This window comes from Advenella sp. S44 (genome assembly GCF_002810445.1).
GTDB lineage: Bacteria > Pseudomonadota > Gammaproteobacteria > Burkholderiales > Burkholderiaceae_B > Advenella.
The window spans coordinates 381,362-394,539 of the sequence record NZ_NEXS01000001.1 but is presented as its reverse complement, the minus strand read 5'-3'; the positions used below and the strand labels follow the sequence as shown (position 1 = coordinate 394,539).

Here is a 13,178-nt window from a genome sequence, read left to right as displayed (position 1 = left end):
TAGCTCGTATATTTGTGCCCACCCGAATGAACGAGATTGTTGGCAAAAAGCGCCAGCTTTGTCGGCATTGATGCTCTGGGATCAGCCAGAATATCGCCCATTCTTGCAGCGGCAGGTGAAGCGGATAGCCGCGACCCAAAAGTCGGATGGCAATTTGAGTTATGGGGATTGGCATACTTCCTCCGGTGGTCATATCCGGACATTCACTCCCTTGGCTTCGGAAACGTCAGCGGTGGGTGTGCCCCTGTTGGATATGTATACGCGCACTCAAGATGTGCGTTTGCTGGAAGCGGCGCGCAAACAATATCAGTCCCTGCTGGAAGCACCGCGCACCCAGGCGGGCGGCATCTGGTCACGGGGCGAGGGACCTGAGCTATGGATTGATTTCACTTATCTGATGTGTCCGTTCATGGCTAAATTCGGATTGGCCACTCAGAATAACGATGCTATTGATCTGGCCTTTGATCAGGTGCTGATTCACGTGGATGCATTGGTTGATAAACGGAAACAGCTGGCGCGGCACGCATGGTGCGAAAAGCCGGACCATTTTCCGCAATCGGCTTTTTGGGCCAGGGGTAACGGCTGGCTGCTTGGTGCGTGTGTAGAGCTGCTCGTACTTGCTCCGCAACATCGCCACGCCGAGCGAATCCGTCGCATATTGAATGATGTGATGCAGGCGATGGCAGCATTGCAGGATGCATCCGGCTATTTCTATCACGTGCTGGATGACCCGCTGTCCAATCTTGAAGCGTCGGCAACGCTGATGTTTGCGTATGCGGCGGCGCTGACCATAAAGCACGAGCTGCTTGAACCGGAACATGATGCCAATGCGCTGATGGATCGCGCGTTACGCGCGTTCACGGTCGTGGCGGGCGCCGTCGAAGACAGCGGCAAGGTGCCAGGTGTGGCAATGGTGCCGGGCGGGCCGGGCGTCGCGTTCGACTGGACGCTGTTTGGCCAGGGCTTTTTCCTGCTGGCCGCGCATGCGTTGCGCGACCGCCTTGATGATGCTGCTTTTGAAGAGGTGATGTAATGACCTCGAAGGCTCCGTCTCAGACACAACCAGCGAAGAATGACCGACCCCTATCGGGCCTGCGGGTCATTGATATGTCACGCCTTGCGCCTGGCCCTTATTGCACCATGTTGCTGGCGGACCTGGGTGCAGAAGTGATATGCGTGGGCGGCGGGCGCGCCGGTAATCCGCTGTCCACCTTTGCGCGCGGCAAACAGTTCATCAAGCTGGACTTGAAAGCGCCCGAAGGAAAACAGGCCTTGCAGGCGCTTGCTCAAAGCGCTGATGTATTCGTTGAAAGCTTTCGTCCGGGCGTATCCGAACGGCTGGGCGCCGGTTATGAAGCGCTGGCGACACTGAATCCGGGTCTGATTTATTGTTCTGTCACTGGATACGGGCAAGACGGCCCGATGGCTCAGGACGCCGGGCACGATATCAGCTATCTCGCGTTAACCGGGGTGCTGGGCGCGCTGGGCCCGACGGATGGTCCGCCGGCCGTACCTTTGAATCTCATCGCGGATTTCGCCGGCGGCAGTTGCATGGCTGCATTCTCCATTATGAGCGCATTGTTTGAACGCAGCCGGACGGGCAAAGGAAAATACATTGATGTGGCCATGATTGATGGCGCAATGTCTCTCATGGCAATGCACTACCCGGTATGGGGTACAGCGATACTCCCGACGCGCGGGGAAGGTTTGCTCAACGGCGGCAACCCATACTACTGCTGCTACGAATGCAAGGACGGAAAATATATTTCGGTTGGTGCGCTGGAGACACAGTTTTTTCACAATCTTTGGCAGCGGCTCGTTGAATCGGAGGTGCCGGACCATATGGATGTGGCCAACTGGCCGATGATTCGTGCAACTTTTCAGGAAAAATTCATGGCATGCAGTCGGGATGAATGGAGCGACTTCTTTCAGGGGACAGAGGCCTGCGTTGTACCGGTGCTGGCGCCGGACGAAATCTGGTCGCATCCGCATATCAGGCACCGTCACCCAAATGCCCATGCGCAGCAGGTGCCCGTGCTGCCGAGGTTTGATCAGCAGCCGTATCCGGCGCCAGAGACCGATATTGAAGATCGCACAGATGTGATTCTGAGCGCACTCGGGCTTTCCCAGGAACAGATCGATAAAGCGTGTCCCGAGACGGAACGCAATCGCATTCCGTCGCGCAGCTGGCCGCCAGCCATCGTAGACACCTCTGCATAGCAATCGGCCGGTCTCTCGCAAAGTACAGAAAGCATTAAAACATTTGACATTAAAAACAGATCAGGAGAACAAGGTGGAATTGACGCATTATGACGAAACTTATCAAGCCTTTCGCGAGACGGTTCGCAAGTTTGCACGAGAGCAGGTCAGTCCGCACGCTGCTGCAGTCGACGAGGAGGCACGGCCACCCCTCGAAGCGTATAACGCCAGCCTGGCGCTGGGGTTGCCTGGGCTGCCGTTTCCGGAACGGTTCGGCGGACAAGAGGGGGATCTTATTACGCAACTGGTGGCGATTGAAGAGATTGCACGGGTTTGCGCCGCCTCGGCCACGACCATTTCTACCTGCTGGATCATGATGATTCTGAATCGTTTTGGCAGCGAAGAACAAAAGCAGATGATTATTCCACCCGTGGTACAGGGAAAGGAGCGAAGCGCGTGGGGACTCACTGAGCCTAAAGGCGGATCGGATCTGATGGGCGTGAAGACGCGTGCCGTCAAAACAGAGGCGGGATGGGTGCTCAATGGCACGAAGCGTTTTATCACAAACGGTGGTTGGGCCGACTGGTATCTGATTTTTGCGAGAACCGAAAATGAACGCTTCGGCATCTTTCTGGTGCACAAAGACGACAAGGGTATATCGTTTGGCGCGCCAGAAAAAAAAATGGGCTTGCGCGGCAGTCCCACTTCCGATGTCATCCTGGAAGATTGCGAAATACCGCAAGACAGAGTTGTGGGGGATCCCGCAGAAGGTGAAAAGTATATCAAAGCGGGTCTGCTGGCATCGCGATTGAAATATGCAGCACATGGTTTGGGAATAGCGCAAGGCGCCCTGGACGAGGCGGTGAATTACACCCGGACGCGTGAACAGTTCGGAAAGCCGATTTATCAATTTCAGATGCTCAAAGGCATGATGGCCGACATGGCCATCAAGGTGGAAAGTGCCCGTGCGACCATGTTGCACGCTGCAACGCTGGTGGTGAACGGGGATCCGCAAGCCAAGTTCCTGGCCTGCATCGCCAAAACCGCCTGCACCGATGCCGCAATGGCCGTGACGACCGATGCGGTTCAATTGCACGGGGGATATGGCTACTTGAAAGACTACGCTGTCGAACGCATGATGCGTGACGCCAAGATCACCCAGATATGGGAAGGGACAAATCAGATCCAGCGATTGATGATCGCCAAGGAATTATTCTCAAAATAAGGAAGGGCCGGGATGTCAGCGCTCAAAAATATCAAAGTTCTGGAAATGTGCGAGATCATGCAAGGCCCGATTGCCGGGCAGGTATTGGGTGATTTCGGTGCGGATGTGATCAAAATTGAACGGCCGCCTCGTGGCGATTCATTGCGTTATAGCGACCTGGTGGCCAATGATCGGGGCGAAATGGGCAGCTATTTCGCCGCGGTCAATCGCAACAAGCGTTCTGTATGTCTGGATTTAAAGGACCCGGAAGATCGGCGCCTGTTTTTTTGCTTGCTTGAAGAAACGGATGTGCTACTACATAATTATCGACCCGGTGCGATGGAAAAGCTGGGTTTGGGCTTTGCTGAAATAAGCGCGCAGTTCCCGAGCCTCATTTATGCATGCGCCAGTGGATTCGGAGAGTCGGGACCCTATGCAGAGATGGCAGGCCAGGATCTGCTGCTGCAATCGATTAGCGGCATTGGCTGGAAAACCACCAGCGGCGGCGACGAGCCTGTATTTTTGAACGTGCCGATTGCGGATTTCACGTCAGGTAATTTGTTGGTGCAAGGAATCTTGCTGGCGCTGTTGGAGCGTCAGCAAACAGGGCAGGGCCAGAAGGTAAGCACCTCGTTGCTGGAAACCATCACTGCCATGCAATGCCTTGAAGCGGCCACAGCACTCAATTACGATTATGAAACCCGATGGTTTGATCGGGCGTTAAATTTCACGGGCCAGTGCACGGATGGCTGGATTACGGTTCTGGGATTTTTCAGAGATAATCCTTTAAAACTCATTTGTGATGCGCTTGGCTTGCCCGACTATTCGGTGCAATATGAGCTGCCTGACAAACAAAGTCAGATTCGATGCCGGGAGCAGATTGTAGAGTGGGTGCGGCCTGCGCTGCGAGTACTAGACACCGCTCAAGCCGTGGCGGCACTGCAATCTAAAGGCGTGCTGGCCGCGCCCATCATGCGCATGGAAGCGATGCTGGCGCACCCGCAAACGGCGGCAAACAGGACAATTGTCGAACTCCCGGTAGAAGGACAACCCTCGAAACGGGTGCTTGGCAACCCGGTCAAATTGTCGCGTACACCGGCTTTGATTCGCCGGGGACCCCCTCATCTAAATTCCGATCGGGAGGAAATTAGCCAACAATATTCGGAGCATTCCCGGTAGACTGAGCACATTAAAAATTCATTGCTGAAAGAACAGGAGTGCGCCTTCATGTTTCCGAGTATCCCTCACGCGACCGTGCCGGATCTAATAAATCATGTTTGTGATCAGTTTGCTCAACGACCCTGTCTGGCCATGTACGGTTCGTCTACGCAAACGTATGCGCAGCTGCACGCCAATGTACGCCGGATGGCGGGGCAGCTTGACGCGTTGGGCGTGCAAAGTCAAAGCCGTGTTCTGATTATGCTGGAGAATAGTCCGCAAGTCATCCACACCTGGCTAGCCGTCAATTTTATCAATGCCATAGATGTTGGCATCAACACGGGGTATCGCGGCCAAACGCTGGAGCATGCCGTGACCGTGAGCGAGGCAAAGCTGTTGGTGACTTTTTCTCATCATCTGGATGTGATCGCGGGCAGCGCCCAGAAACTTGGACAGCTGCAGACAATACTGGTGCTGGACGCCGATGCGGATGCGCGTGGTTCATCACCTGCGGTAGCGCTACTCGTTGACGCCGGCATTAAGGTGGTGGTATCTGACGAACTGCCCGTCGATGCTGCTTGTCCTAAAGTGCCCGTTGGACCCGCTGATATTGCATCTGTTATTTTTACATCAGGCACGACCGGTAGCGCCAAAGGGGTGCAGATGCCGCATGCGCAGGTGAGTCTGCTGGCCCAGCGCTCGGCCCAGAAAACCGGCCTGACCCAGGACGACATTTTTTACAGTTTTTATCCCATGTATCACATGGCGGGTAAATTCATGTCCGTATTGGCCACCTTTTCGGTGGGCGGAACGGTTGTCATGGATACCTCATTCCGTCCTGAATGCTGGCTGAGCCGGATTCGCGAAACGGGTGCGACGGCCACCGCTGCGCATGGCCCCATGCTGGAAATGGTATTTGCGCAACCGCCTGCAAGCGGCGATCGCGACCATGCATTGAGAGTGGTGCGCACGGCACCCTTTCCCAAGCGCATTGCTACCCAATTTGAAGCGCGTTTTGGGGTCCGGGGCCTGGAGGTGTGGGGCATGACGGAAATCGGCATTGCCAGCTGGTCCGATATATCGAAACCGCTTGTGGTTGGCAGTTGCGGGCGCATAGATACAGAATTTTTCGAATTTTCCGTCGTTGATCCTGCCACCGACGTGCCTGTGCCAACCGGTACGATGGGCGAGTTTGTGATCAGGCCGCGCTATCCGTGGACCATTATGCAGGGGTACCTGGGCATGCCCGACAAGACGGTTGAAGCCTGGCGCAACCTGTGGTTTCATACCGGAGACTGCGGGTGGACCAATGAAGACGGTCAGGTGTTTTTTGGCGATCGTCGATCCGAAAGAATTCGCCGGCGCGCAGAAAACATTTCGGCTAGCGACATTGAAGCGGTCGCTTTGGAGCACCCGTCGATTGCCGAAGCCATGGCGCTCGGCGTCGATTCGGGGTTTGAAAGCGACGACGATATCCTGCTGTGCATCGTACCGGGTGACGGGCACGCGGTAGAATACGAGACAGTGCTGAGTTATCTGGCTCAGCACCTGCCTCATTACATGGTGCCACGTTACCTTGTTTTTAGGGAAAGCCTGCCACGCACGGCAACCGGAAAATTGCAGCGTGGCGCCATGCGAGCAAAGTTGCCTGACTTGTCCCTGTGGGATCGAAAGGCGAATAACGTATCAGTGCGCGCACTTCGCGCGTAATGGACTGACGGTGCTGTGAATATTTTGGGCGATAAGCTTGGGGCGATAAACTGCCTGCGCTTGTTCCAAATAAAATAATTTTTATTTACGGGAGTTTTTTGTATGGGCCGACGTCAATCAAGCGAAGCCAGTATTGAAAAAATAGAATTGGCAGCGCTTAGATTATTCTCAGATAAAGGATATTCCAATACAAGCCTGGAAGAGGTCGCCACATCTGCAGGATTCACCAAAGGCGCGGTTTACTATTATTTCAAGACCAAAGAAGCCGTTCTGGTGCATCTGCTCAAAGTGATCCGGGCTCGTTCCATTGAGCGCACCGCCGAAACCGTGCTGGTGACGGACGAAACCGCCGTTGAAAAACTGGTTCGGTTCGTGAACATGCAGACCAAATGGGGGCAGGAATACCCTGACGATCTGGCGGTTATCATTCTGAGCAGCATCCAATCGATGAATATTGGTGCGGCCATTAAGGAGGAGGTTAATAAGTACTATTCAGTCATGCAAAACATGCTTGAGCAGATTTTTAAAGAAGGCATGAAAAGCGGCGAATTGCCACGCGACTTCGATGTGCGATCGGCCGTATTGACGAATATGGCACGCCATGACGGAAATATGCTGTTGTGGCATCGTAGTGGTCGCGACCCAGTGGTTGGCCGTGTACTGGCCAAAGCCGCAAAAAATTCCGTTTTGCGATTCACTAACCCGGGCGCCTGATGCAGGTATTGCCCAATGATTGGCAAAGGTTATTCTCGTAAAAGGTCCAGACTGCCTGAGGCCGGAATCCGGCCGACACGCGTTGTGAAGAGGGCGTCAGCCTGCGTTGCTAAGCGGTGCAAGCGATTCCGAGAGGCCGGTACCGAAGCTGGTTTTCATTATCGAATGGTATGCATCTTAAGGGGCTAATTCTGAACGACGAATGAACCACTTGGGAACTGCTGACAAATAAACTGCACAAAGGCTCGAACTTTGGGGCTTTGCAAACGGCGAGATGTGTTTAGCACCCAAAGCTCAACTTCGTCGCCAGCGGTGTCCCAAATCACCAGCTCGCCTTTTGCCAGCTGACCCCCAATGATAGACCGAGGCAGCATTGCTGCCCCTACACCGGCTGCAATGGCGTCGCGGACCATCAGAAGCGATGACAGGCGTAGAACAGGTTGTGGTTTTATGATGCATTGACCATTGCCGGTGTACCAAAGATCTCCGTCGCGAAAGGTTGGCATGACGACCGCCGGGACAGGAAAAGGCTTCTTACCGGACCCCTTTGGCATTTCAATGGATGGTGCGGCCGCAAGGACCAGTTGGTCTTTGGCAAAGCATCTGCCGACCAATGCGCTGTCGTGGCTTGGATTGATGCGAATGGCGACATCGAAGTATTCGTCAACGAGGTCGACCAGGCGATCCTCTGCCACGACTTCGATCTGCACTTCAGGATAGATTGCTAAAAACTGAGCGGCAAGTCGTCCCAGTGCTAACTGTGAAAACAGGAGCGGTGCCGCGATACGGAGATGGCCCTGCGGTTTCGCAAGACCATCTCGTGCTGCGGCTACTGCTTCGGAGACCTCGTGCATCGGCCCCTCTGTCCTAGCCCGCAACAATTGGCCGGCTTCGGTCAACTTCAGGCTATGAGTGCCTCGCTCGATGAGCCGAACGCCCAGTGCTTCTTCCAGATCGGCGACACGACGCGACAATGTTGCTTTGGATCTGCCGCTGGCGCGACTGGCTTTTCCAAAGCCTCCGTGGGCGGCTACCAGCTGAAAATCTTTTAGGGCGTTAAAATCCATGATGTCTCATTTTTGATACGCAGAGTCTCTATTTTAGGGGCTTTGTTTTGAATGTGAAACCCTTTATTATTTAGTCGTACGCAACCAAAGCATAGCGGGGTTGTTGATGCACAACGTGCCATTAGTGCTTACCTCGATACGCGCGAACCAAATATTGCAAACGAAGTAGCCTAAATTAAGGAGTTATCCTCATGATCTATTCTACCGCCGCCGTCCCTGTGAATCCCGACGGTGTGGCAGCGCTAACCCGCGCCCAGGTCTGGGATGGCCTCGTCCTCAAAGCCCGCGACGCTCGCCTGTTTCTCCCGCCTGGCCTGTGCACACGTTGCGACATCATAGAGGAGGGCGCAACTCACATCGTGCGTCAGGCCACGATCGCCGGCGATGACCTGCGCGAGATCATCACGTTGGAGCCGCAGAGCAAGGTTACGTTCTTTCAGGCCACTGGCCCGCGCGAGGGCGCGATCATCAACGAGTTATTCGAAGCTCCAGACGGCTCGCTCCACCTTCGCTTCTACTGTTATCTCGGCTTGCGGAGCAAAGAGGCCAACGGCCCCGAAGAGCAAGCAGAGCAGGCGTGGATGAACGGCGACAACGGCTACAGGAAAGCCTTGCTGACGACCCTGAGTCGGACCCGCGAACTGGTCGCGAGCGGCCAGCTGTGATCAGCACAAGGCGCAGCAATGAGCATGGAATGGGAAGTCGTAATGTTTACATACTCATTCATCTCCTGCCTACAAGGTGGCACTTCCCCCGAGAAGAACGGTATGTTGAGAAGACAGCACGCCGCCGTTACCGTGCACCAAGGCGACGTTAGCATGATTAATCTGCCTTTGCTCACACTCCCCTCGCAATTGGCGTACTGCTTCGATCAGAAGAAATATGCCATACATACCGGGATGACAATAGGACAGCCCGCCACCATTAGTGTTGACAGGAAGCGTTCCACCAGGCGCAATATTTCCATTGCTCACGAAATCGCCTCCTTCTCCTTTTTTACAGAAGCCTAAATCCTCAAGAAAAAGTATCGTGTTTATCGTAAATGCATCGTATACGCCTACGACATCGACTTCCGATGTGGTGAGGCCAGATTGGGAGAACGCTTTGGCCCCCGATATTTGCGCTCCCGTTGTAACCAGATCTGGCATGCTGGAAATTGTATGATGTGTTGTGCAATGCCCTGATCCAAGTAAATAGACAGCGGGTTTCTTACAATGACGAGCACGAGACGGTGTCGTTAACACCAACGCGCCGCCTCCATCCGAAACCAGACAGCAGTCTCTGATAGTCAAAGGGTAGCTAATCATTTTTGATTGCAGCACATCAGAAATGGATAGATCTTCCCGTTGGGCCGCTTTTGGATTCAACTGCGCCCATTTTCGGGCTGCTACAGCGACTTCAGCCAACTGCTCGCGTGTTGTACCAAATTGATGCATATGTCGTGCAGCAGCCAAAGCATAAGCAGTGGGAGGCAAGAAAGGCTTGAAAGGTGTCTCATACGGATTCCACTCGGGCTTGCTTGTATTGTTGCGGCCCTGCGATCTTTGAGTACTTCCATAAGCGACGACCGCAACGTTACAAAGGCCAGCTGCAATCGCCGCTTCTGCCCGAACCAGATGACCCATAAAAGATGAGCCCCCCGTTGACGACGAATCCAAGTAAGCTTGCGGTAAATTTAAATACTCTGCCAGTGCCAGTCCGGCCAGGCGGCTCTGGGACGTGGCACAAAACAGCCCGTCAACGTCCTTAATGGAAATTCCACAATCCTCAAGCGCCCTGTACACACCTTGCGCCATGAGATCCATGGCGGAGAACCCTTCACCAACCTGTCCCAAATCAGACTCTGCAACCCCGACTAGTGCAGCACGACCATGACGAAACTCATTGTTCATGACTGTTCATCCACTATGTCGAAAACGGGAATAGGATCTTCAAGACCGGCTTCTGAGACGACCCGAAGTGCGACACGCTGCCCAATCCTGACAGATTCGGGTTCATTCGTCATTACTTTACTCATCATTCTAAATCCTTCGTCAATGTCGATAAGCGCTACGTTATAGGCCGCCTCTTTTCGAGGATAGACAACAGAAATGCTATAAATGGTGCCCAATCCCATGCTGATACGCCATTCCAAGCAATCATCGCCGGTGAACGGACATCGAACTCGCGGATAAAACACCGCACGCTGTGCGACTGTACTGAATTGATAAGCCAGCTTTCCATCGCGCAGATGATCGACATAAATGCGGCGAGGAGAAATAGTTTCTCCATTGTTGACATCCGTCATTACTGTCCTTCCTCGTATATTAAGTTGAGTGACTCCGCTATCATGACGGGACGTTCCTGACCTTTCCTGAACATTACATTCGAATAAGTCAATCGGACTCCGCCGTCGATACGCTCAAATTTCTCGAGACTGCGTTTTAATTGAATTGACGAACCCACTGGTACCGGCGAGGTAAATCTAACTTTGTTAGATCCGTAATTAATTCCGCGTCCTCTTTTCCTAATGTTCACGATTTTGCTGCCCATGCCTGACATCAGAGATAACGTCAACATGCCATGTGCAATCGTTTTTCCACCGGGGAGCTCATTTCGAGCCCTGTCGACATCGACATGAATCCAATTGTCATCACCCGAGATACGAGCAAAATCGTCTATCATTTCCTGCGTAATTTCTTTCCATTCCGTTGTGCCAAGCTCCTTTCCTATATGTGTTTCCAAATCGTAAGGCGTTTCAACATTTATCATTTCCATATCCCAGTTTGAAGATCAGAGTGCCGACGAGACTCTGAAAATTAATATTTAAGCAACTGAGGCAAGCGTATTGATATCATTGTTTGCGCATCTTCCATTATTCCGGAAATAAGATCTGCGCAGGATGGAATATCTTTAATCAGGCCTTGCACCAGCCCGACAGTCCATATTCCGCTTTCGACATCTCCTGTCTCATAGACTCCTTTGCCTTTTGCTCCTGTTACCAATGGACCAATTTTGTCTATACCGGCGCCTTCGCGCTCGAGTTCTGCCACTTCCTTTGAAACTGTATTTCTCCAGACTCTACTTGTGTTACGCAGACTGCGTAAAATGAGCTGAGTATCGTTTTCGCTACTTTTTTGAATGGCGTGTTTGATATACGCATGTACGGGTGCTTCCTTGGTGCACATAAAGCGCGTACCCATATTGATTCCAGATGCCCCCAGGGCCAGTGCTGCAACCAGGCCTCGCGCATCGCAGAAACCTCCGGACGCAATGACGGGGATCGTGACCTTTTCTACCGTAGCAGGGATCAACACCAGTCCGGGAATATCGCTCTCGCCAACGTGTCCAGCACATTCAAACCCGTCAATTGAAACGATGTCGACGCCGATTTCCTGCGCTTTCAGCGCGTGCCGTGGTGACGTGCACTTATGGATAACACGGATATCAGCGGCCTTCATTGCTGCCATATAGTCCACCGGGTTATTACCGGCAGTCTCCACGATCCTGACATTTGATTCAATAATAGAATCCAAATACTCAGAATAGGGTATGGGCTTTAAAGTCGGCAAAAAGGTAAGGTTGACGCCGAAAGGCTTGTCAGTTAACTCTCTAACCTTTTTAATTTCACGGCGCAGAGCCTCCGGGCTTGGCTGAGTCAGTGCTGTCAGAATGCCCAGGCCACCAGCGTTCGATACCGCAGCAACCAATTCTGCCCGGGAAACCCACTGCATGCCACCCTGGACAATCGGGTACTTAATTTGCAGAATTTGTGTAAGCGCTGTCTGCATCTGTTTTTCCTATACGTAATTATCGGGGCTGTATATAGCGATATTTTTTGCCGCCATTAGCTTCGCTCCAGTAAACGATTGCAAGCTTTCAATCGTCCAGCCTTCGGCGAGACGTGCGACCACCAAACCGGAATCGGTCACATCCAAAACGGCTATATCTGTGTAAATCCGGTCAACACACGCGGGAGCAGTCAAGGGGTAAGTACAAGATTGAAGGATTCGGGGGTGTCCCTCTTTCGTTGTGTGTTCCATGAGCACCCACACATGACTTGCTCCGGAAGCCAAGTCCATGGCTCCCCCAACGCCCGGGATTTGCCCCGGCGCATCAACTGTCCAGTTCGCAAGATCACCATTTTCAGCGACCTGAAAGGCGCCCAAACAGGCAATGTCGATATGCCCACCACGAATCATCAAAAAAGAGTCACTGTGGCTGAAAACCGAAGCCCCCGGCACCAGCGTTACTGGGGATTTCCCGGCGTTCACAACATCTGGATCGTCATGCCCGTTTTCCGGAGCGGGCCCCAGCCCCAAAAGGCCCTGTTCGCTTTGAAGCATCAGTTCCTTATCAGATGGAACATAATCTGCTATGGTCGTGGGAAGCCCTATACCCAGATTGACGCAGCTACCGTTGGGAATGTCCTGAGCAACGACGCGTGCCATCTCTTGCCGGCTAAGCTTGACGTTCATGACGTACCTCCACAATTCGATCGACAAAAACCCCGGGTGTAATAACGTGCTCCGGATCAAATGCTCCCAGGGGGACTATTTCCTTCACTTGAGCAATCACCAGCCTGGCAGCGCCTGCCATGACCGGGTTATTAATACGTGCGCCTCGGTGATATACAAGATTCCCCCAACGATCCCCTTTTGCACCTTTTATTAATGCCACATCACCTTTGATTGGTTTTTCCAGTACGTAAAGCTCGCCTTCAATGTCACGCGTCTCTTTACCCTCTGCCAAACGGGTTCCCGCGCCGGTTTTAGTGTAAAAACCTCCAATACCTGCAGCGCCAGCTCTTATTCTCTCTGCTAGAGTTCCTTGCGGAACCAGTTCCAATTCAATTTTTCCGGATCCATACAGCTCGTCGAAGATGGTCTTCCCTTTAAGACCTCGTGGAAATGAGCAAACCACTTTGCGTATTCGGTGTGCCGCCATGAGCTCCGAGACAATGTCGTCTCCTACAGTCGCGTTGTTGGCAACAACGGTCAGATCACGTACACCCAAGTCTAATAATGCTTCCATCAAATCGGCAGGACGGCCGGAAGTGCCGAATCCGCCAACCAATATGACTGCCCCGTCCTCAATGTCACTTACGGCTGCATGAACCGATTGCACTTGTTTATCAATCAACACGT

14 protein-coding genes are annotated in these 13,178 nt (G+C 53.1%); 7 read left to right on the top strand and 7 right to left on the bottom strand.

The window, feature by feature from the left end; translation table 11 throughout:
• The first annotated feature begins 154 nt into the window (after positions 1–154).
• The 6 genes from CAP48_RS01845 to CAP48_RS01820 all read left to right on the top strand — a co-directional run bounded on the left by CAP48_RS01845 (position 155) and on the right by CAP48_RS01820 (position 6,985).
• A complete protein-coding gene (locus CAP48_RS01845; RefSeq protein ID WP_242444289.1) occupies positions 155–1,033 on the top strand; it encodes a glycoside hydrolase family 88 protein in 879 nt (292 codons plus the stop codon).
• Entirely contained in the window at positions 1,033–2,220 is a 1,188-nt protein-coding gene (locus CAP48_RS01840; RefSeq protein WP_100694298.1) for a CaiB/BaiF CoA-transferase family protein, read from the top strand. Before CAP48_RS01845 ends, CAP48_RS01840 begins: the two co-directional genes overlap by 1 nt.
• Positions 2,221–2,263: 43 nt before the next feature.
• Positions 2,264–3,424, top strand: a complete 1,161-nt coding sequence (locus CAP48_RS01835; protein WP_242444288.1) for an acyl-CoA dehydrogenase family protein — start codon at positions 2,264–2,266, stop codon at positions 3,422–3,424.
• A gap of 12 nt (positions 3,425–3,436) precedes the next feature.
• Entirely contained in the window at positions 3,437–4,582 is a 1,146-nt protein-coding gene (locus CAP48_RS01830; RefSeq protein WP_100694296.1) for a CaiB/BaiF CoA-transferase family protein, read from the top strand.
• Between the two features lie 48 nt (positions 4,583–4,630).
• Complete coding sequence (locus CAP48_RS01825) at positions 4,631–6,271, top strand: AMP-binding protein (protein WP_100694295.1); 1,641 nt, start codon at positions 4,631–4,633, stop codon at positions 6,269–6,271.
• A 102-nt stretch (positions 6,272–6,373) separates the two neighbouring features.
• Positions 6,374–6,985: a TetR/AcrR family transcriptional regulator gene (locus CAP48_RS01820; RefSeq protein WP_100694294.1), complete on the top strand. Its 612-nt coding sequence runs from the start codon at positions 6,374–6,376 to the stop codon at positions 6,983–6,985.
• A gap of 185 nt (positions 6,986–7,170) precedes the next feature.
• On the opposite strand, the gene CAP48_RS01815 is transcribed toward CAP48_RS01820, so the two are convergent.
• A complete protein-coding gene (locus CAP48_RS01815; protein ID WP_100694293.1) occupies positions 7,171–8,052 on the bottom strand; it encodes a LysR family transcriptional regulator in 882 nt (293 codons plus the stop codon).
• A 191-nt stretch (positions 8,053–8,243) separates the two neighbouring features.
• On the opposite strand from CAP48_RS01815, the gene CAP48_RS01810 reads away from it, so the two are divergent.
• Positions 8,244–8,717: an AtaL-like protein gene (locus CAP48_RS01810; RefSeq protein WP_100694292.1), complete on the top strand. Its 474-nt coding sequence runs from the start codon at positions 8,244–8,246 to the stop codon at positions 8,715–8,717.
• A gap of 69 nt (positions 8,718–8,786) precedes the next feature.
• On the opposite strand, the gene CAP48_RS01805 is transcribed toward CAP48_RS01810, so the two are convergent.
• Genes CAP48_RS01805 through CAP48_RS01780 form a run of 6 tightly spaced genes read right to left on the bottom strand, consistent with a single transcriptional unit; the run spans position 8,787 to position 13,173 of the window.
• Positions 8,787–9,944: a thiolase gene (locus CAP48_RS01805; protein ID WP_100694291.1), complete on the bottom strand. Its 1,158-nt coding sequence runs from the start codon at positions 9,942–9,944 to the stop codon at positions 8,787–8,789.
• Positions 9,941–10,339, bottom strand: a complete 399-nt coding sequence (locus CAP48_RS01800) for a Zn-ribbon domain-containing OB-fold protein (RefSeq protein ID WP_100694290.1) — start codon at positions 10,337–10,339, stop codon at positions 9,941–9,943. The genes CAP48_RS01805 and CAP48_RS01800 overlap by 4 nt, the downstream gene beginning before the upstream one ends.
• The gene (locus CAP48_RS01795) at positions 10,339–10,803 is read right to left on the bottom strand and encodes a MaoC family dehydratase (protein WP_100694289.1); all 465 of its coding nucleotides are present in this window, start codon (positions 10,801–10,803) and stop codon (positions 10,339–10,341) included. Before CAP48_RS01795 ends, CAP48_RS01800 begins: the two co-directional genes overlap by 1 nt.
• A 47-nt stretch (positions 10,804–10,850) precedes the next feature.
• Positions 10,851–11,822 (bottom strand): nitronate monooxygenase family protein, encoded by a 972-nt coding sequence (locus tag CAP48_RS01790; RefSeq protein ID WP_100694288.1) that lies wholly within the window; start codon positions 11,820–11,822, stop codon positions 10,851–10,853.
• 9 nt (positions 11,823–11,831) lie between these two features.
• Entirely contained in the window at positions 11,832–12,509 is a 678-nt protein-coding gene (locus tag CAP48_RS01785; RefSeq protein WP_100694287.1) for a 3-oxoacid CoA-transferase subunit B, read from the bottom strand.
• Positions 12,493–13,173, bottom strand: coding sequence for a 3-oxoacid CoA-transferase subunit A (locus CAP48_RS01780; protein ID WP_100694698.1), 681 nt, complete (start codon positions 13,171–13,173; stop codon positions 12,493–12,495). The genes CAP48_RS01785 and CAP48_RS01780 overlap by 17 nt, the downstream gene beginning before the upstream one ends.
• Positions 13,174–13,178: the final 5 nt, after the last annotated feature.

Bases quoted from the DNA above. Each gene is read 5' to 3' on its own strand.
- CAP48_RS01795 (WP_100694289.1), bottom strand. From the start codon at position 10,803: ATGATAAATGTTGAAACGCCTTACGATTTGGAAACACATATAGGAAAG.
- CAP48_RS01820 (WP_100694294.1), top strand. From the start codon at position 6,374: ATGGGCCGACGTCAATCAAGCGAAGCCAGTATTGAAAAAATAGAATTG.
- CAP48_RS01825 (WP_100694295.1), top strand. From the start codon at position 4,631: ATGTTTCCGAGTATCCCTCACGCGACCGTGCCGGATCTAATAAATCAT.
- CAP48_RS01810 (WP_100694292.1), top strand. From the start codon at position 8,244: ATGATCTATTCTACCGCCGCCGTCCCTGTGAATCCCGACGGTGTGGCA.
- CAP48_RS01805 (WP_100694291.1), bottom strand. From the start codon at position 9,944: ATGAACAATGAGTTTCGTCATGGTCGTGCTGCACTAGTCGGGGTTGCA.
- CAP48_RS01840 (WP_100694298.1), top strand. From the start codon at position 1,033: ATGACCTCGAAGGCTCCGTCTCAGACACAACCAGCGAAGAATGACCGA.
- CAP48_RS01830 (WP_100694296.1), top strand. From the start codon at position 3,437: ATGTCAGCGCTCAAAAATATCAAAGTTCTGGAAATGTGCGAGATCATG.
- CAP48_RS01800 (WP_100694290.1), bottom strand. From the start codon at position 10,339: ATGACGGATGTCAACAATGGAGAAACTATTTCTCCTCGCCGCATTTAT.
- CAP48_RS01815 (WP_100694293.1), bottom strand. From the start codon at position 8,052: ATGGATTTTAACGCCCTAAAAGATTTTCAGCTGGTAGCCGCCCACGGA.
- CAP48_RS01785 (WP_100694287.1), bottom strand. From the start codon at position 12,509: ATGAACGTCAAGCTTAGCCGGCAAGAGATGGCACGCGTCGTTGCTCAG.
- CAP48_RS01790 (WP_100694288.1), bottom strand. From the start codon at position 11,822: ATGCAGACAGCGCTTACACAAATTCTGCAAATTAAGTACCCGATTGTC.